Origin of the sequence: Virgibacillus chiguensis, assembly GCF_900129865.1 — a bacterium.
GTDB lineage: Bacteria > Bacillota > Bacilli > Bacillales > Amphibacillaceae > Virgibacillus > Virgibacillus chiguensis.
The window spans coordinates 151,696-171,168 of the sequence record NZ_FQXD01000004.1; the positions used below are offsets into that span (position 1 = coordinate 151,696).

General features: G+C 38.5%; 15 protein-coding genes. 13 read left to right on the plus strand and 2 right to left on the minus strand.

Features of this window, described 5'->3' with window-relative positions; translation table 11 throughout:
- Positions 1–374 precede the first annotated feature (374 nt).
- From BUB45_RS06425 to BUB45_RS06465, 8 genes are all read left to right on the plus strand, one after another.
- On the plus strand, positions 375–944 hold the full coding sequence (locus tag BUB45_RS06425; protein WP_073006493.1) for a biotin transporter BioY: 570 nt from the start codon (positions 375–377) through the stop codon (positions 942–944).
- A gap of 1,244 nt (positions 945–2,188) precedes the next feature.
- Positions 2,189–2,440, plus strand: coding sequence for a hypothetical protein (locus tag BUB45_RS06435; protein WP_073006497.1), 252 nt, complete (start codon positions 2,189–2,191; stop codon positions 2,438–2,440).
- 539 nt (positions 2,441–2,979) lie between these two features.
- Positions 2,980–3,282, plus strand: coding sequence for a metal-sensing transcriptional repressor (locus BUB45_RS06440; protein ID WP_073006498.1), 303 nt, complete (start codon positions 2,980–2,982; stop codon positions 3,280–3,282).
- A 196-nt stretch (positions 3,283–3,478) separates the two neighbouring features.
- Positions 3,479–5,863: a heavy metal translocating P-type ATPase gene (locus tag BUB45_RS06445; RefSeq protein WP_073006500.1), complete on the plus strand. Its 2,385-nt coding sequence runs from the start codon at positions 3,479–3,481 to the stop codon at positions 5,861–5,863.
- A 146-nt stretch (positions 5,864–6,009) separates the two neighbouring features.
- Positions 6,010–6,216, plus strand: coding sequence for a copper chaperone CopZ (gene copZ / locus BUB45_RS06450; protein WP_073006502.1), 207 nt, complete (start codon positions 6,010–6,012; stop codon positions 6,214–6,216).
- Between the two features lie 282 nt (positions 6,217–6,498).
- Positions 6,499–6,696, plus strand: coding sequence for a cold shock domain-containing protein (locus BUB45_RS06455; protein ID WP_050351294.1), 198 nt, complete (start codon positions 6,499–6,501; stop codon positions 6,694–6,696).
- Between the two features lie 706 nt (positions 6,697–7,402).
- A complete protein-coding gene (locus tag BUB45_RS06460; RefSeq protein ID WP_073006504.1) occupies positions 7,403–7,603 on the plus strand; it encodes an alpha/beta-type small acid-soluble spore protein in 201 nt (66 codons plus the stop codon).
- 555 nt (positions 7,604–8,158) lie between these two features.
- On the plus strand, positions 8,159–9,352 hold the full coding sequence (locus BUB45_RS06465; RefSeq protein ID WP_073006506.1) for an MFS transporter: 1,194 nt from the start codon (positions 8,159–8,161) through the stop codon (positions 9,350–9,352).
- A gap of 419 nt (positions 9,353–9,771) precedes the next feature.
- Here BUB45_RS06465 and BUB45_RS06475 read toward each other — a convergent pair whose 3' ends face one another.
- Positions 9,772–10,173 (minus strand): secondary thiamine-phosphate synthase enzyme YjbQ, encoded by a 402-nt coding sequence (locus tag BUB45_RS06475; protein WP_073006509.1) that lies wholly within the window; start codon positions 10,171–10,173, stop codon positions 9,772–9,774.
- A 1,032-nt stretch (positions 10,174–11,205) separates the two neighbouring features.
- On the opposite strand from BUB45_RS06475, the gene BUB45_RS06480 reads away from it, so the two are divergent.
- Entirely contained in the window at positions 11,206–11,994 is a 789-nt protein-coding gene (locus BUB45_RS06480) for a sulfite exporter TauE/SafE family protein (protein ID WP_244527670.1), read from the plus strand.
- Between the two features lie 888 nt (positions 11,995–12,882).
- Here BUB45_RS06480 and BUB45_RS06490 read toward each other — a convergent pair.
- Positions 12,883–14,004, minus strand: coding sequence for a C40 family peptidase (locus tag BUB45_RS06490; RefSeq protein ID WP_073006513.1), 1,122 nt, complete (start codon positions 14,002–14,004; stop codon positions 12,883–12,885).
- A 1,179-nt stretch (positions 14,005–15,183) separates the two neighbouring features.
- Here BUB45_RS06490 and BUB45_RS06500 point away from each other — a divergent pair.
- The 4 genes from BUB45_RS06500 to BUB45_RS06515 all read left to right on the plus strand — a co-directional run bounded on the left by BUB45_RS06500 (position 15,184) and on the right by BUB45_RS06515 (position 18,913).
- Complete coding sequence (locus BUB45_RS06500; RefSeq protein WP_073006517.1) at positions 15,184–15,948, plus strand: YveK family protein; 765 nt, start codon at positions 15,184–15,186, stop codon at positions 15,946–15,948.
- A complete protein-coding gene (locus tag BUB45_RS06505) occupies positions 15,923–16,624 on the plus strand; it encodes a CpsD/CapB family tyrosine-protein kinase (protein ID WP_073006518.1) in 702 nt (233 codons plus the stop codon). Before BUB45_RS06500 ends, BUB45_RS06505 begins: the two co-directional genes overlap by 26 nt.
- A gap of 405 nt (positions 16,625–17,029) precedes the next feature.
- Complete coding sequence (locus BUB45_RS06510) at positions 17,030–17,797, plus strand: tyrosine-protein phosphatase (protein ID WP_073006520.1); 768 nt, start codon at positions 17,030–17,032, stop codon at positions 17,795–17,797.
- Positions 17,798–18,244: 447 nt separating this feature from the next.
- Positions 18,245–18,913, plus strand: coding sequence for a response regulator transcription factor (locus BUB45_RS06515; RefSeq protein ID WP_073006522.1), 669 nt, complete (start codon positions 18,245–18,247; stop codon positions 18,911–18,913).
- Positions 18,914–19,473: the final 560 nt, after the last annotated feature.

Here is a 19,473-nt window from a genome sequence, read left to right on the forward strand (position 1 = left end):
CGTGATCCGAGAATAGCTCATGAACATAGGAAAAGTCGCTCGTCTCCTGATTAAGTACGTTTAACGCTATAAGGAAGTAGCCGGTTTAAAATAAGTTACTTTTAAATGAAAAAGAAGACTGAATAACTATCATTATCTCTAGTACTCTTTGCTATATTCAATATTCATTTATATTTTAATTATTTAAAAATGCATCGATTAATGGCATTTACTGAATGACGTATTATTGCTTCTCCCTAATATAGAACGTTTAAACAATAAATTGCTCACTCTAAATGTAAACTATCATGTTAGTGAAGTTGACAATATTCTTTTTTCCAAGTACAATTTTGAAAAAACATGAACGTTTATGTGAAATGGGGGGATTTATTAACATGGAACAGCAACGAAAAAGACTTCGCTTCATGCTTAACTGTGCTTTGTTTGCAGCACTCACAGCTATTTTGGCGCAAATAGAAATACCATTACCACTAATACCGATAAGTGGACAAACTTTAGCAGTCGGAATTACGGCAACTATTTTAGGCAGTAAACAAGGTGCGTTAGCGATGATTTGCTATGCGGTAATTGGAGGTACAGGGGTGCCTGTTTTTGCTGGCTTTAGCGGTGGCGCACATGTGTTAGTCGGCCCTTCAGGAGGATATATTTTTGGTTTTATTGCTACAGCATATGTTACAGGTTTCATTCTCGAAAAGACAAGCTTTCGTTTCCAAAATGCTTTACTTGCAAATATAATAGGTATGTTTATTACATTAGCATTTGGGACAACGCAGTTGAAAATTATTTTAGATCTTTCATGGAATGCAGCATTAGTAGCTGGGGTCTATCCATTTATCATCGTTGGATTGATGAAAGCTGCATTAGCTAGCTGGATAGGAATCGCTGTACGAAAACGTCTCGTACATGCTAATTTAATATTGGAAACGAAACAAGAGGTAGTATAAATAAGGAAGAATAAATTTGTTAAATAAATGAGCCATTATTAGAATTGCCTATTGGAAAAAACTGGACCAGCGGCTTTTCACATTTTTTTTAAAAAGCCCTTCTTCGAAAAAGCGCTCACCTCGAGCGTAAAAACGCTCATCCAGAGTGTAAAATCGCTCACCTCGAACGAAAAAGCGCTCGCCCGAGCATAAAGACGCTCGCCCCGTAGGAAAAAGCGCTCGCTCCGAGTGTAAAAGCGCTCGCCCGAGCATAAAGACGCTCGCTCCGTAGGAAAAAGCGCTCGCTCTGAGTGTAAAATCGCTCACCTATAACGAAAAAGCGCTCGCCCGAGCATAAAGACGCTCGCTCCGTAGGAAAAAGCGCTCGCTCCGAGTGTAAAAGCGCTCGCCCGAGCATAAAGACGCTCGCTCCGTAGGAAAAAGCGCTCGCTCTGAGTGTAAAATCGCTCACCTATAACGAAAAAGCGCTCGCCCGAGCATAAAGACGCTCGCTCCGTAGGAAAAAGCGCTCGCCCCGAGCGTAAAATCGCTCACCTCGAACGAAAAAACGCTCGCCCGCATAAAGACGCTCGCTCCGTAGGAAAAATCGCTCACCCCGAGCGTAAAGGCGCTCATCTCGAATGTAAAATCGCTCATCTCGAACGAAAAAGCGCTCGCCCGAGCATAAAGACGCTCGCTCCGTAGGAAAAAGCACTCGCCCCGAGCGTAAAATCGCTCATCTCGAACGAAAAAGCGCTCGCCCCGAGCGTAAAGGCGCTCATTTCGAACGAAAAAGCGCTCGCCCGAGCGTAAAAACGCTCACCTCGAACGAAAAAACGCTCACCATACGCAAGAATTAACCCTCCGTACTTCGGAAAATTGCTCTCTCCATTCTCATGTTGGCTAAATTGCGCACGCATAAGTAAATAATTCCTTCCATACAAATTAGCGTAGACAGAAAATCATGAAAACGTTAACTTTTTTTGACAATTGCTTGAAAAGAATTGCAAATTGCTCCTATTCATGTAAAAGTTATGATAGCTATAAATGAAGGGGCAGTCGAGAACTTACAATGTTAAAAAGTTTTATTTCATATTAAGGAAATTAGAAGTTTTAAGTGAAACGTAGACTCTCCATGGAAGCTTGGCGTTAATTCACGTTTTTCTAATTACTCGAATGAACATAATAAAACGTATATTGTAATGTTCGACATAGCAATCGTTAATTTTATTAAAAATACGTGTAAACGTGGGGGGATTATTACTATGAATATGGCATTAATTATTTTCTTATTTTGTTTATTTCTTGTTGCTCTTGGGGGCACGTTGTACGTGTTTAAGCAGGAAGAGAGAAAAATGAAGCAATATGAAGCAGAAGGTGAAACCGCTCAAAGTGAATTGCAACGTTCGATGGAATATGAAACGAAATCGTTGAAATCAAATGTGCCAATACTCATCTGGATATATGCAGTGACCATTTTGATAGGATTGATTGCGTTTTTTGTTTATGCATTTTAGGGTTACTCGTTGCAGAAGCTATTTACGAAACTAACTATGAACCTTTTTGGCAAGTTTTTGCTGGAAAGGTTTTTTTGTGGTCTAGGAAATTATAAAATTTAGCAGCTGTGGATGAACTTACTAAGTTATTTAGCCACGTCTGGCTCCAGCGCCCAGCAACTAGGCGATTTCACTCCATTGCCCTACGATAAGTCATCATTGGTTTGTTCTAAATAGAAAGGCCGACTAAAGACGGGCTTGCCGGAGGGAGCCGGCATACTCCTGTTGCAGGAGCATGAATCCTAAAACTTTCGTTGATTCGTTCCACTTTCTACGTTGCTAAACGGGCGCCCCGAGCCTTTGTTCATGGTGATGTAATTTTAAATTTGAGAAATTGGCAAAAAACGGGTTGTTATAAACTCTAATTCAGTCCCAGCTTTTAATTTTGCAGCAGTTTATATTTGTTATACATTTTTATAAGCAAACATATTGCATAAAATACAATAGGGGGGTATAGTATAAGTGTGAGTAGTAAAAAATAAGAAATGGAGTTGATATAGATGACAACGGCAAAACCAGAACATCCTGTAACGCCTCGAACAAAGGATGAAATATCCGCGATAACGAACCGGCTGAAAAGGGTAGAAGGTCAAGTTCGAGGCGTGCAGAAAATGGTGGAAGAAGATAGATATTGTATTGATATTTTAGTCCAAATTAGTGCCATTAATGCAGCGCTTAAAAAAGTAGGTTTTTCCATTGCGGAAAGGCATACGAAGCATTGTGTATCGCATGCAGTACAATCAGGGCAAGGGGAAGCAGCTATTGATGAATTAATGGAAGTGTTAAAACAGCTGTCCAAATAAAAAGGTCATGCACTCCTAAAAGTGTTCTTTTAAAAAATATTCACTTTGAAAAGCAAAATTTTTAATCGGCATGCAGTGTTCTGGCGAAATAATCTAAAGTATAAAATCTTTAAGCTGTATCGTGTATTTGCTCGTCATAAAGACTTAGCGATATTAGTTTTCTTAAGGTATGAGTCAATAAGTGAGGTGAAGGAGAATGCAAGAGAAGGAACATGTAACAGTTGGAGTAACTGGTATGACTTGTGCGGCCTGTTCTAGTCGCATAGAAAAAGTACTGAATAAGGTGGACGGTGTAGAAGCACAGGTGAATTTAACAACCGAAAAAGCAAACTTAAATTACGACCCGGGAAAAGTTTCCTTAGAAGATATTACGGAAAAAATTGAAAAGCTAGGGTATGGTGTGGAAACGGAAAAGGTTGAATTTGATATTACGGGTATGACTTGCGCAGCATGTTCGAACCGGATTGAAAAAGTCTTGTCCAAACAACAAGGTGTGGAGAATGCGACAGTAAATCTTGCTAATGAAACAGCTGTTATCGAATATCAGCCGTCATTCATTGACGAAGAAAAATTTATTGGCATAGTTGAAAAATTAGGTTATCAAGCCCAGCCAAGAGCAAATAAAGAAGAAAAGCAAAGCCATAAAGAAAAGCAAATCCAACGTATGAAAACGAAACTTATCCTATCGGCTATTTTATCTATACCTCTTTTGGTAACGATGCTTGATCATTTGTTTGGACTTAGCCTACCAAGTATTTTTATGAATCCGTGGTTCCAATTTGCTTTAGCGACACCTGTACAATTTATTATTGGCTGGCAATTTTATGACGGCGCATATAAAAATCTTAGTAATAAAGCAGCCAATATGGATGTACTCGTAGCTTTAGGAACGAGTGCTGCTTATTTTTATAGTTTATATGAAGCAATAAAAACGATTGGCAATCCTGACTATATGCCACATCTTTATTTCGAAACAAGTGCGATTTTAATTACGCTTATCTTGTTTGGAAAGTATTTAGAAACAAAAGCGAAAAGTAAAACGACGATGGCAATTTCTAAATTATTGAATCTACAAGCAAAACAGGCACGTGTCATTCGAAATAATGAAGAGGCGATGATACCTGTTGAAGAAGTCGTTCTCGGTGACCGCCTCATTGTGAAACCAGGAGAGAAAATACCTGTAGACGGCGTTGTTATCAAAGGACGTACGGCTGTTGATGAATCGATGCTTACTGGTGAATCATTACCAGTGGAAAAAGATTTAAAAGATACAGTAATTGGCGCAACGATGAATAAAAATGGAACGATAGAAATGGAAGCGACTAAGGTAGGAAAAGATACGGCTTTAGCTTCGATTGTAAAAGTAGTGGAAGACGCGCAAGGCTCAAAAGCGCCGATCCAACGTTTGGCAGATATTATTTCGGGTTATTTCGTACCAATTGTTGTTGGAATCGCAATGCTCACATTTATTATTTGGATTGCTTTTGTGACACCAGGGGAGTTGGAGTCGGCATTAGTCGCATCCATTGCTGTTCTAGTCATCGCATGCCCTTGTGCACTCGGTTTAGCAACGCCAACATCGATTATGGTCGGAACTGGTAAAGCTGCCGAACAGGGGATTTTGTTTAAAGGTGGGGAGCATTTAGAGCGTACACACCAACTAGATGCTATTATTTTTGATAAAACAGGAACAATTACCAAAGGGAAACCAGAAATAACGGATTTCACGGGTACGGATGAAGTTTTACAGTTAGTTGCAAGTGCGGAAAAAAGTTCTGAACACCCACTAGCAGAAGCAATTGTTTCTGGGGCAACAGAAAAGGGCTTGGAGTTATTCGATACGGAAGAATTTCAAGCAATACCTGGTCACGGTATTTCTGCCCAAGTGAATGGAAAAATGATTCTTGTAGGAACAAGGACGTTAATGGAAAAATACAACATTGCTTACCAGCAGGAAGAAACGACCATGCAATCCTTTGAAAAAAATGGGAAAACTGCCATGTTGATCGCTGTAGATGGTCAGTTTGAAGGAATTGTCGCCGTAGCGGACACGGTGAAAGAAACAGCGAAAGAAGCGATCAGTCAGCTACAAAGCGAAGGACTTGAAGTTATTATGCTAACAGGCGATAATGAACGAACAGCGAAGGCAATCGCCAAGCAGGTTGGTATCGATCATGTGATTGCGCAAGTTTTACCAGAGGAAAAAGCGGATAAAGTAAAAATGATACAGGAAATGGGCAAGCATGTAGCGATGGTTGGTGATGGTATTAATGATGCTCCAGCATTAGCTGTTGCCGATATTGGTATTGCAATTGGAACAGGTACAGAAGTGGCAATAGAAGCTGCTGATGTAACTATTTTAGGTGGCGAATTATTATTGATTCCAAAGGCGATTAAAGCAAGTCATGCAACGATAAAAAATATTCGCCAAAACTTATTTTGGGCTTTTGCTTATAACACAGCAGGAATTCCGATTGCAGCAGTTGGCTTACTTGCACCTTGGATTGCAGGTGCGGCAATGGCATTTAGCTCTGTAAGTGTCGTATCAAATTCCTTACGATTAAAGCGGGTAAAGCTATAGGGAAATAAACATTTCCATATTAGCTTCTCTATAAATATTTCAACAGGAACTGATTAAAAGCTATTCGTACGAAAAGCATCGATAGTTGTTGTTTGATCAGACTTGTTGAAGATAAATCTTAAAAGTATTGAAAGGAGATTTGCGCTATGCAAACAACTTTAGATGTAAAAGGAATGACTTGTGGTCATTGCGAAAAAGCAGTAAAAGGAGCACTCGAAGCATTACCAGGTGTGACAGGAGTAGAAGTACATTTAAATACAGGAAAAGTAGATGTAACTTATGATGATGTACAAACAAACATTCAAGCAATGCGAGAAGCAGTGGAAGAACAAGGTTATGATGTTGTTGTATAAATAATGCTCATAAAGGCACTGTCTTAGGTTTTGACAGTGCTTTTTAAATACAGAAATAGGTAATATTTTTGCGGGAAATTTCAAAAAAAACTACTAATGGAAAAAAATATTACAAATTTTAGATGTATACACTTGCATTTTGTTTCAGAAAAGGGTAAAGTTAAAGGTGCAAAAGGAAATTGAAGTTTGGATATAATACTTTACGATCTCTTTATCAAAGTGGTGTAAAAGTATTCATGATTCAATTACTTTGCACGATATTTGAATAAGGAGGTCATTTTAATGACTGGTAAAGTAAAATGGTTTAATGCAGAAAAAGGATTTGGTTTCATCGAGCGTGAGGACGGAGACGACGTATTTGTTCACTTCTCAGCTATCCAAGCTGACGGTTTCAAAACTCTTGAAGAAGGTCAAGACGTTGAATTCGAAATCGTAGAAGGAAACCGCGGACCACAAGCAGCTAACGTAACTCGTCTATAATAGATAATAAAAAAAAGCTTATTTCCAATAGGAGATAAGCTTTTTTTCTTTTGTTGTCTAGGAAATTAAAAAAATTTGCAGCTGTGGATAAACTTACTAAGTTAATTAGCCACGTCCGACTCCAGCGCCCAGCACTAGGCGATTTCACTCCATTGCCCTACGATAAGTCATCATTGGTTCGTCAACACCATCTCATCATGATTCCTAAAACTTTAGTCGTTTCGTTCCACTCGCTACGTTGCTAACCGGGCGCCCCGAGCCTTTGTTCTTACAATAAAGAATGATGCAGGAAAAGAAATATATGTATGCTTAGGATGCGGGCCGAAGCCAAAGGAAAAGTGTTTCGGCATATATCGAGAACCGCCCATCGTTGGTAACCGTGCGAGCGGAGGTTAGAAATTTGTGTGGTATATATCAATGTCGCTCAATAAATAGTTCATGCGTTTTATATAAATAACTATGGGGCATAAAAATAGAACTTACTGGTTCAGCGTATAAAAGTAGAAGTTTTTCGTCTTATACATCAAGATGTTACTCACCTTGAATGCATTTGAAAGCGTAAAGTTGTCTGTTATCACATAGCGATAATGCATTGACACATAATCATGCATCCTTATATTGCCATGTATGTACCAGCTGCACCCACGCATACTATTACTGAACAGTATTTACTGTTCTACTACTTTTCCCATTAGGAGTGTTTCCGATGGCTCGACGAAACCGTAATCAGTTAGAAGTGCCAGGTGCAGAAAAAGCAGTCGACTCCCTAAAGTATGAGATCGCTAATGAATTTAATGTCGATCTTGGCGCCGATACTACTGCAAGAGAAAATGGTTCCGTGGGTGGCGAGATGGTGAAGCGTATGATAAAAATGGCAGAACAAGATCTCGCAAATAGACAGAAGTAGTAAATGAAAGGGAGCGTGCATCTGCGCGCTCCCTTAATCTTCGTTCTCGCATAAGGGTCACACATTTTTGTGCTACATATATTATGTGGATATTTAATGAAACTACACCGTATTGTGGTTTTTGGATAGTTGTGTTTAAAAAACATTTTCTTCAATGTTTAACCTGTATTAAGTTATAAAAATTTTAAAAATTTATGTCTTTTCTATTTGATCCACTTCTGTATAATTAAAGTATATATTTTGTTAGGAGGTCATTAATGTGCAAAAAAGACAAACGATTTTTCTCAAACCAACAAGTAGGGGTGAAAAATTAGGATAAGAAAAATAACGGATTATCCAACATGCTTTCTGCAAAAATGTCCATGGAGTTAAGCGATTGTATTTAAAACGCGCTTGAAAATGCTTTTTATTTTCAGTTGTAAGTCATTTCAAATGGGATATATGTGGTTTTTGCATAGCATAGAAAAAAATGGGTAAGCAGAGTTAAAAAAATTCCATCGTTGTTCACTCCTGCTTGTTTATAGCGAAATAAACAGGAAGCAGGAGGATGAAACATTGAAACAAGGTACATTAGCTTCACGAAACATTCGTGTGTTATTTTGGGCGGAATTATTTGGCAGTGTTCGATTTATTCAACCAGTCTTAGCATTATTTTATTTTTCTCGTGGACTGGATGAAGCATCTATATTATGGTTATTACTCTTTTGGAGTACTGGCGTATTAATTGGTGAAATTCCAACAGGTATGTTTGCGGATCGATATGGTGCAAAAATGTCGTTTATGATTGGAGCATTTTTAAGTATTATTAGTCATGCAATGTTAATTTGGGCATACGACCCATGGGTATTTGTCATTAGTAGTCTTTTAAGTGGATTCAGTGTAACGTTTTTTAGTGGTGCTGATGAAGCTTTTATCTATGAATCTTTAAAAGAATCAAATGAAGAAAATATGCTAGATAAAGCACTTGGAATTATCCAATCCGCGCAATTTATGGTCATGGTTATTGTATTAATACTAGGCGCTATTATAGCTCAAAATTTGACAGATGAGCAATTTGTCCTGCTTATTGCATTAGGTGTTTTTTTTCAAAGCTTGCAAATTGTATTGTTAACTTTTGCAAAAAATCCACCAGAACATGGGAGCTATCGCGAAAATCCTTTTAAACAAGTGAAAGAAGGGGTGCTAGCAATAAAAAAAGCACCTCAGCTGTTATGGATGTTTTTAAATATCACACTGGTATTTATCCCATCTGTAGCAATTTTTGATAACTTTAGTGACAAGTTACTTCTAGACGCCGGCTTGCCTGTCTATTTCATTGGTTTTTCGCTTGCGGGACTTTCCGTATTTAGCTTTTTCGTTTCTCGGTCTATTGGGTGGATGACATCTCGCATTTCTCGAATTCTATTTTTATATATAACGGGTGCTCTTGCCGTATTCGGATTGTTATTAGCAGCTTTTTACCGTGAAAATCTTTGGATTTTACTCTTTATTATGGTTTTGCTTCGATTTGTTGGTGCTGTACGCTACCCGGTATATGCGCAATTAGCTAACGATATAATTCCTTCAAAGGTAAGAGCAACAACGATCTCATTGCTATCTATTATTGATTCGGTTTGTGATTTGCTGGTTTTTAGTAGTGTGGCGACAATAGCAGTTTTCGGCTTTGACAAATTATTTCTAGCTGCCGCTGCAATTGCATTCGTGGGAAGTTTACTCCCCTTACGATCAGTGAACAGGGAAAGAAACTAGCTTTTTTTTGTACTTTAGCAAAGCTAAACTTTTTACGGGTTAATAGTATAAGCAAAACGACGGTATTCTGTCGATATAAGACTTCGATAGCTAAGTTTTTTAAGTGACTTTGGAAAAGAACGAAGAAGGACTACTTTGACACTGACACTGAAGTAATGGCAGGACTTTTTTTAATGGTTCCTAACATCAAGTTTGATAATAGGAACCATTTCCTGTTTCATCTGTTGAACAAAGCACTATTGGATAAGCAAAATGATAGTATCATAACCGCTTGGTGGATCAAATTTATCCAACAGATTAAAAAGAGGGGGCTTGTCCTCTTTCAAGTTCCCTTAAATGTGTTGGGATAAAACTGCATTGCTTCGAGCGTGTGACAAGTTATTTTATGATCGACTTTAAAAGCTTCTCTCCAATCTTTTTTATTCTGGAATCACCATAGCATGAAATTTTCGCTTTCGTGGACCATCAAATTCACAAAAGTAAACACCTTGCCATGTACCTAAAACAAGTTTTCCATCTTGGATAATGAGCGTTTGCGCATGACCAACCGTACTTGTTTTTAAATGTGCAGCAGTGTTGCCTTCCATATGCCGATCCTCTGCATGTTCCCAAGGATAAATTTCATCTAATCGCATCAGCATGTCTGTTTTTACATCGGGATCAGCATTTTCGTTCACCGTAATTCCTGCAGTTGTATGCAAGGAAGATACAACCATCATTCCGTTAATAACCTTTAATTCATAAATCCATTGTTCCAGCTGGATTGTGATATCGATCATATCAGTATGACGATGCGTTGTAAGTGTAAATGTTTTTTGCAATGTAAACATCCTTTCTGCATGTAAGTTTATTTTTTAATAGGAAGAAGCGCTTGGTTAACGAAAATGTCACCACACAACAATTTTTTGTTAGCATTGGCTGCTGAGTGGAAAAAGGATGCGCAGCAAGTTACTTTACAAACTTTATCCTTTCGTTCATGTTACAAGAAAACTACATATCCATAAAGGTTTGATTTGGCGATAAGCCGCGTTTTTCTAAAAAATGCGCATTTCATTTTACTTGCAGTGAGTGTGACAACTAGCCAGCAACTTCTTTTGCAAAATAGCCCCCCTTTTCGTTCATATTATCATGATAACCTGCTGATGAAGAAACAAAACAGAGGAAGAATATCGCTGTTCAAACACCCTTCACAAGATTTTTATGTTTTTGTGCTAAAATAAAAGATGTTGCATGGATGTCGAAATGAGGTGCTGTAAGATTGGCGCTTGAAGTATTAAAGATGTCAAGTGAAGGATTGCAGAGTCAATTAGAACAACTTATGCATTGAAGTTTCTCTACTGTAAGATGTCGGTAGATGTGGGCAAAGCTGATGGGAAGATAGCAGCACCTACGTCCTTTTTAGGTTATACATTGAAGTACGAAACAATTGGCGGGGGTGAGAGAAAACCGTGCTAATGGAAGCTCCCTTTTATAACCTTACACTACGCTGTATAGAATTAGAAGATCCGTCATCTGATAGGGAAGAACTTGAAGGCGAGTTTTTTATACAATTTCCGGGTTTATCGTTAAGAAAAACAATTGATTTTACTTTCATTCAATAAACCCAATAGAATGAGATTTTATTTGGATAATTATATACTCTATATGGTATTTGGGATAACCAGTGGCCTGTTTGCAGAGAACGAAAACGGACGGCTTTCATCATAAACAATTGGCGATAACCAAGTTTTTCTTGAAAGATAAGAAAGCATCAAATTTGATGCTATGGCGTAACCAAACAACCGAACGCGCTCTGTCCGGCTTCATGAAGAACATGACATAATTTACTGCCCCACAACTTAGAAAGTGAGATGATGATCATTTTTATAATTTACTTCTTAATAGGGTTGATCGCCTGCACCGCTGGAGCAATGGCTGGCTTAGGCGGGGGAATTATTATGAAGCCTTTATTAGATATGTTAGGGCATTACAATTTATCGACGATTGGTATACTTTCTGCAGCAACAGTTTTTTCTATGTCTGTCGTTTCCATAGTCAAAGCGCGAAATTCTAGTTTACATATCAATTGGACAAATAGTTTATTCATTGCAATTGGCTCGATTGCAGGTGGTTTCATTGGAAAAGGCATTTTTAATTATTTCGTTGTCCAATCAGGCTTATCTACGGTTATAGGTATGATTCAATCTATACTATTAGCTATTTTATTAATCATTATCTTTATTTTTATGAAGTATAATCATCGAATTAAAACATACCAGGTGCAAAATCGTGCCCTCATATTATTCGTTGGGTTTATTCTTGGTTTATTATCTGCTTTTTTAGGCATTGGAGGAGGACCTTTAAATGTTGCTCTGTTAGTATACATTTTTTCTATGAATACAAAGGATGCCAGTATTAATTCCATATTTATTATCTTTTTCTCGCAACTATCTTCACTCATTTTAGTAGCAATTTCGACTGGATATGCGCCCTATGATTTATCCATGATTTGGTTTATGGTTCCTGGTGGAATTCTTGGCGGAATGATTGGAAGTAATTTAGTCAAAAAAATATCCACAAGTGTTGTAGAACGTATTTTTAATATAACACTGTTAATCATTATTTTAATTACGATTTATAATATTGTGATGGAGTTGGTGTAAACTGAACCTCGTCAACTTCTCCGAGATAAGTCGTCTCCCGTACGTCGAGATATGGAATACGCTCCTGTCCGAGTAGAAATCGCACCTCGCGTGCTGAGACTCGCTCCTGTTTGAGTAGAAAACGCACCTCGCATGCGGGGGCTCGCTCCTGTCCGAGTAGAAAACGCACCTCGCGCGCTGGAATACGCTCCCGTTTGAGAGAATACCGCGCCTCGCGTGCTGAGACTCGCTCCCGTTTGAGTAGAAAACGCACCTCGCGCGCAGAAACTCGCTCCTGTCCGAGAGAATACCGCACCTCATGCACGGAGATACGCTCCTGTCCGAGTAGAAATCGCACCTCGCGCGCTGGAATACGCTCCCGTTTGAGAGAATACCGCGCCTCGCGTGCTGAGACTCGCTCCCGTTTGAGTGGAAATCGCACCTCGCGCGCAGGAACTAGCTCCCGTCCGAGAGAATACCGCTCCTCGTGTGCTGAAATCGCTCCCGTCCGAGAGAATACCGCTCCTCGTGTGCTGAAATCGCTCCCGTCCGAGTATAAAACGCACCTCGCGTGCTGAGACTCGCTCCTGTCCGAGTAGAAAACGCCCCTCGCGCACGGAGACACGCTCCCGTTTGAGTAGAAAACGCACCTCGTGCACGGAGACTCGCTCCTGTCTGAGTAGAACACGCACCTCGCATGCGGGGGCTCGCTCCTGTCCGAGTAGAAATCGCACCTCGCGCACGGAAACTCGCTCCCGCCCGGTAGAACACGCTCATCCCGCGCGAAATCTCGCTCATGTCAAAGGAAACCTCCCTTTACCGGACGTTCCACCCGATTAACCAGAAACCACGATAAAAAGCTTTGCAAAACATTGCAAAGCTTCCTTATAACTTATCTTGTATTCTATGTTAATAAAAACGTTTAAAGCTATCGAAATGGCTTTTCCAGTAGGAGTTATTTAGATTACTAATTTCTACGCCATTTGCTCCTGCATGAATGAAATTATTGTTTCCTAAATAAACGCCTAGATGCGAGATTCCTGGGCGATAGGTGCCTGCAAAGAAGACAAGGTCGCCTACTTTTGGATTGTTAATGTGATAGGATCTGTTGTAATATCCGTCACTAGATGTGCGGCCCATGCTTTTTCCACCTTTATTGTAGACGTAGTGGATGAAGCCGCTACAATCAAATCCAGAAGGGCTTGATCCGCCCCAAACATAAGGTACACCTTGAAAGCTTTTGGCAGTGCTAACGACTTTATTGACATTAAAATCTACGTTCGCGTTTCCAGTTGACCCACTTCCGCTATTTCCACTTGATGATCCGTTGGAGCTACCAGAATTAGAGTTTGCTTTTTTTCCAATATGAAGCTTTTGACCGACGAAAATGAGATCTGAGCGCAAGTTGTTCCAACGTTTTAAATTGGATACTGATACGTTGTATTTTGCTCCGATTTCAGATAGTGTGTCACCAGATTTAACGACATACGTCTTTGAGGAACTACTAGATCCGCTGGACGAGCTATTTCCAGAGCTTGAATTTCCACCCGAATGGTTACTTGAGCCCGCATTACTGCCTGTCCCATTTTTGCTCACTACGAAAACATTACCAGGGTAGATGAGTGTGGAATTCAAATTGTTCCATTTCATTAGGTTACGTATCGATATATTGTGTTTGAAAGCTATACCGCTCAAAGTATCACCGCGTTTTACAGTGTATTTCTTGGCATTGCTGCTAGAACTGCTATTCGAGTTATTGGAATGAGTACTGGAATTATTTGAACTGGACTGGTTGGAAGAACTTCCATTTTTGGTTGTTTCAATGATTTGGTTAGGAAAGATTAAGCTACTAGATAAGTTGTTGATCGATTTTAGTTCTGAAACGCTTGTATTATACTTTTGGGCAATCTTCCACAAAGAATCACCGTTTTTTACTTTATAGGATGCGGCTTCAGCCTCTTCCGCGGTAAAAATGATTGATGCAATTGCTGCTCCTGCTGTTACAGACATTAACATTTTCTTATTATTCATTCATTATTCCTCCCTATTTATGTTGAAATATTTTTTAACCACTCCTAATGGAGGAAGTTAAAAAATCAATGACCTTTGACGCAGTCTCATTTCTTATAAAAGACTTGACTTATCGCAAATTCTTTATAGCGAAAACGCTGCAAGTGCCTTTTAAATGGTCGCTCCCCCAATGCGAGTCCGATAAACTTTTAGCAATTTATACTTTCCTATAGTTCATATTAGGTAGTAACCCTTTGTTGTTTGGTTCAAAAGTACTTTTCATACTATTTTTCTAGTCATGTTTGTTTGCGAAAACGTACGCTTCATAGATGTTAAAAATGCAATTTCCCATTCGGCATGTTTCATTCTGAAAAAGAGCAATCCCTAAAGTTTTTCTTTTGCCATGTTGCTGAATAACCATGAACGCATGAATTACTATTCCTCTCCCAACCAAGAACTCAATACGACAAAATTCGCCTAGTACAGACATGAAATGATGATGATACAAAATCTTTCTCTTATAAAACTAAACAAATTACTGTGTCTGTATTTCTTTACTAGCACTGCCACGTTGTTTCTTGCTGTATATTATTTACTAATGACGTTACCCAATCATACTAAAGAACCAGTATAAAAGATATGTTTTCATATTATATCGGTTCAATTTCCCTATTGTTAAATCACTTTAGGGAAAAAAGTAGAAAAATATAATTAGTTCTTTCGTCTATTAATGGACAGGAGAGAAAAAAGTTCATAGTAAGCGAAACGTTATTATAGAGCGGATGTGAACGGTATTATCGTAGCTTTGGAAACAAAAAGCACTAAATTTGTAACTCTAGAAAAATTTATCGTACATGGTCCAAAGGACTTGAATAAGATGGGTACTTAGATACTGTTATCGCTTGCTTAAAACGATGCAGTACCTACGCCTTATGACCTAAATCGCCAGATATTTAATACTTTAGTAATCCATGTTGCATGTTGACGAAGTGCTAGATTTGATAACATGTTCGAAATATCGAGGTTTATTTGTAATCAGAATTTAATTTAACGGTTTACTGTTTAATTCAAGCGTTTTTTTGCAACATATCTTTTCAAATTCATAAATTTACCAACTATTCTATGTCGTTTTATGTTATAATTCATAACTAGGTTTATTCATAAAACAATGTATAGAAGAATAAAAATGGAGGTAACTTTATGGAAGAGACGATTTCCTTAAAGGAGATATTTGCTGTCTTAAAAAAGCGAATGTTGCTTATTTTAGCTTGTATATTTGGGGCTGCGGTGATTGCCGCTGTCGTTAGCTATTTGGTGTTGACACCAACATACGAAGCAGATTCTTCCTTTATCGTTAACCAAAGCCAGCAAGATGCGGAAACGCCATATAATGTCAATGATATACGAACAAACGTGGAACTCATTAATACATATAATGTCATTATTAAAAGTCCGCGCATTTTGAGTCAGGTAGTAGACGAACTGGGCTTGGACATGACAAGTGGTCAGTTAGCACAAAAAATTCAAGTATCTAGCGAGGAACAGTCACAAGTTGTGACGGTAACTGCTACGGATGAAAGTCCTGAACGTGCTGTTGAAATGGCAAATACAACGGTGACTACATTTCAAGATGAGATTCCAGAACTCATGAATGTCGACAATGTGAATATTTTGTCGGAGGCAGAACTTGGAACAAATCCGTCTCCTGTTTCACCAAATCCAATGTTAAATACAGCGATTGCAATTGTGCTCGGTGCGATGATTGGTGTTGGAATTGCGTTTTTATTAGAATATTTGGATAACACAATTACAACTGAAGACGACATTGAGCAGCACCTTGATATTCCTGTCCTCGGCACAATTTCAACTGTTCAAGAAAAAGATATTAGCGAGCAACAATTCCGCCCACAACCAAGAAATCTGGAGAGGGGGAGCCAACATGTTACGCGGAAAAAATCCGTCTAGACCTGGAACGAAGATGCGTCATTTAATCGCCAAATTAAATCCAAAATCACCTATTTCTGAACAGTATCGTACGATTCGTACGAATATAGACTTTGCTTCTGTCGATAATGAAATCCGTTCCTTACTTGTAACGTCATCAGGACCTGCAGAAGGAAAATCTATGACAATTGCTAATTTAGCTGTTGTATACGCTCAACAAGGAAAAAAAGTGCTGTTAGTTGACGCTGACTTACGTAAACCGACAGTACATTATACGTTTCGCATTGATAATTTACGGGGGCTTAGTAATCTATTAGTTGGAGAAAACTCTTTGGATCAGGTGATTCAGCGAACCGATGTAGATAACTTGGATGTAATGTCTTGTGGCCCTATACCGCCGAACCCATCTGAATTATTAGCTTCCAAGAAGATGAAAAGCTTGTTAGAAGAGCTAAAAGGAAATTATGATATGGTCATTTTCGACATGCCACCAGTTTTAGCTGTGACGGATGCGCAAATTATGGCGAACATTGTAGATGGTTCCATTCTTGTCGTTCGCAGCAAATATACGGAAATTGAAGGCGCGCAAAAAGCGATCGAAGCATTACAGCCTGCTAAAGCAAAACTTTTAGGTGCAGTGCTTAATGACCGTGAAAAGAAACAGTCCAATTATTATTACTATTACGGAGCAAAATAAAGCAAAACTCCTTATTCTCTTGGATAAGGAGTTTTGTTGAAGTTCCTGTTTACATGTCATTGTGAAAAAAGAGGATTCCAAAATGAAGCGAGTTGTTTTGAATGTATGCATGCATTTCAAAACAGTCCCAACGATGAGAGCACTTGAAGGCGACTTTTTTCCTAAATAAAGCGTTGAAAAACAGTATTGTCGTTAACATGTTACGAAACCAAAAAAATATTTCTTCGTGTGTTTGAAATACTCTTGTCAGTGATAAGAGAATACGGACGAGCTAATGTTACATTATTCGAATTTGCAAAAATATTTTTAAGTTTAGTCTCTCTAAAGTGCAATTTATAATTATATTTGTTATAATCTACCTAATTATTCAATAGAAAATGTTTAATTCATAGGATGTGAATACAAGTGATCGATATTCATAGTCATATATTACCAGGTGTAGACGATGGAGCGAAGACAGAACAATATAGTTTGGAAATGGCTAAGGTAGCTATAGACCAAGGGATTCACACTATTATCGCTACACCACATCATCAAAATGGTGCTTTCAATAATTTTCGTTGGGAAATTGAAAACCATGTAGAAATATTAAATGATTTGTTTAATAGAGAAGGTGTTTCGCTAACGGTATTGCCTGGTCAGGAAACACGTATTTATGGGGAAATGGTAGATGGCATTAGGCAAAACGAACTACTCCCGTTAAACCACGGTAAATACCTTTTTGTGGAGTTCCCTTCTGACGCTGTACCACGATACACCTCACAACTTATATTTGATATTCAAGTAGAAGGTTATACACCAATAATTGTGCATCCGGAAAGAAATCGAGCACTTCTCGAACACCCGAATCTATTATATGATTTGGTGTCCAAAGGTGCACTTTCCCAAGTTACAGCTGGTAGTGTAGTAGGTAAGTTTGGAAAAGATATTCAAAAGTTTACTACGCAAATCATCGAAGCGAATTTAACCCATTTTATTGCATCTGATGCGCATAATACGACTTCACGTTCTTTCTACCTACGAGAGGCGTTTGAAGATGTGAAGAAAAACTTTGGCTCAGACTATTATTACATGTTTCTAGAAAATAGTAATCTACTTGTCGATAACAACCATGTAAATCGCTTGGAGCCAATGCGAGTGAAAAAGAAAAAGAAATTCCTTGGTCTATTTTAAAAAGAATGGTAACTAGTTTGACGGTTTGTACTTAATCGTATAAAGAAGCGCGATGGATTCCCCCACATGAGATAGCAACAAGTTGTCGGCGAATGTTAGTACTTTTACGTTGAGACGGGCGAAAATCGAGCGGACAAGCGCGAATGTCATGGAGATGGCGATTGAAGAATCAACGTACGGGAATCAACGTACGGGAGTCAACGTATGAGAGCGATTACTATGAATTAGTAATCGAAATCCCGGTGAACGAGTTGCGGATTTCGCGAAAAAAAGTCAACTTTTCTTGAAATATGAGTGGAATTCTGAAGGTGTTCTTCTTTTAAATGCAGCATTGCATAAAGGTTTGTGCCGAAGTCTCTAGGTTGGTGTGGGTTCTTTTGAAACACACCAACCTGCTTCATACTTGAAATAAAGAGCCTTTTTATTTTTAATGGGGGGTGTTCATTGATGCGGATCATGCTAGTCGATGACGAGCAGCTTTTTATGGATGGTGTCGAAGCATTGTTAATCCAAGAAGAGGGTATGCAAGTTGTTACGACAGCTACAAATGGGAAATCGGCTATCCTTCAATTCAAAGCATATCAACCAGATCTCGTGCTCATTGATATCCATATGCCACATACAGATGCGATCAAGCTTATTGTACATATGAAAGAGTCTGCTGCTAATGTGAAAATTCTTGTCCTTACTTCATTTGCAGATGAAGATCTCATTGTGGCTGCTATATACGCTGGTGCAGACGGGGTTGTCCTAAAAAAACTAAACGGGGAGCATTTGATTGCATGCATGCGCTCTGTAATGCAAGATGAGGTTGTCTTCTCTGGAGAGGCTGCGCAAATTTTGGCGAAACGTATACTAGAACGCAAACTGGATAGACGAGAGTTGCTTGATGAGGCATTAAAAAATAGAGGGGTTTATTTGTCGAATCGAGAGCTAGATATTGCTTATTTGCTGACAGAAGGTGTTTCAAATAAGGATATTGCCAACCGATTATTTTTAAGTGAGGGTACGGTGAAAAATTATATCAGTAGCATATATCAAACGTTTCAAACGAATAATCGCAAGCAACTCATCACGTATTTTCAGGAGTTATTAGAAAAGAAGCCAATTTCGTGAAAAATGCCACAGGTGAAGTCGCGTTATCGGTATAGCGCTTTCATTACGAAAAAGCATTATGATGCTTTTTCTATTCACAAGCGATTATAAGATTATGACTTTTATTTGCAAAAGTCACTAATAATATGACTGGGTATATAGTATTATAGGAATGTGATTAAAGCACAACATTGTACGTAGTTTAACTGGAAATTATTACATAAACGTATTACAATAGAATTGCTGTTTTATTTTTTGGACGTTTTGAAGGTTGTTACCAAACATATACTGCTTCATAGTAATAGAAAGTGTTACGGCATCTATTTGATAAAAAGATACATAAAATGACAGCGTGTCGAATGGTGCTGTTTTTAATGCATGTAATTGTTTAGTAATTCATTTTGTTTCAATCATATAGAAAGTATGCACTTTCAAAATAGCCGAAGTGACACATGATTTCTCTTTACGTTACGCTTTTCTGCTATTAACAAGTACTGAAAAAAGAGACTTCTGTTGGTGAAGTTTCCATGATCACGCTTCGCTTTAAATACTGTTATAGGACTATCTCTCCTTTATTGTTC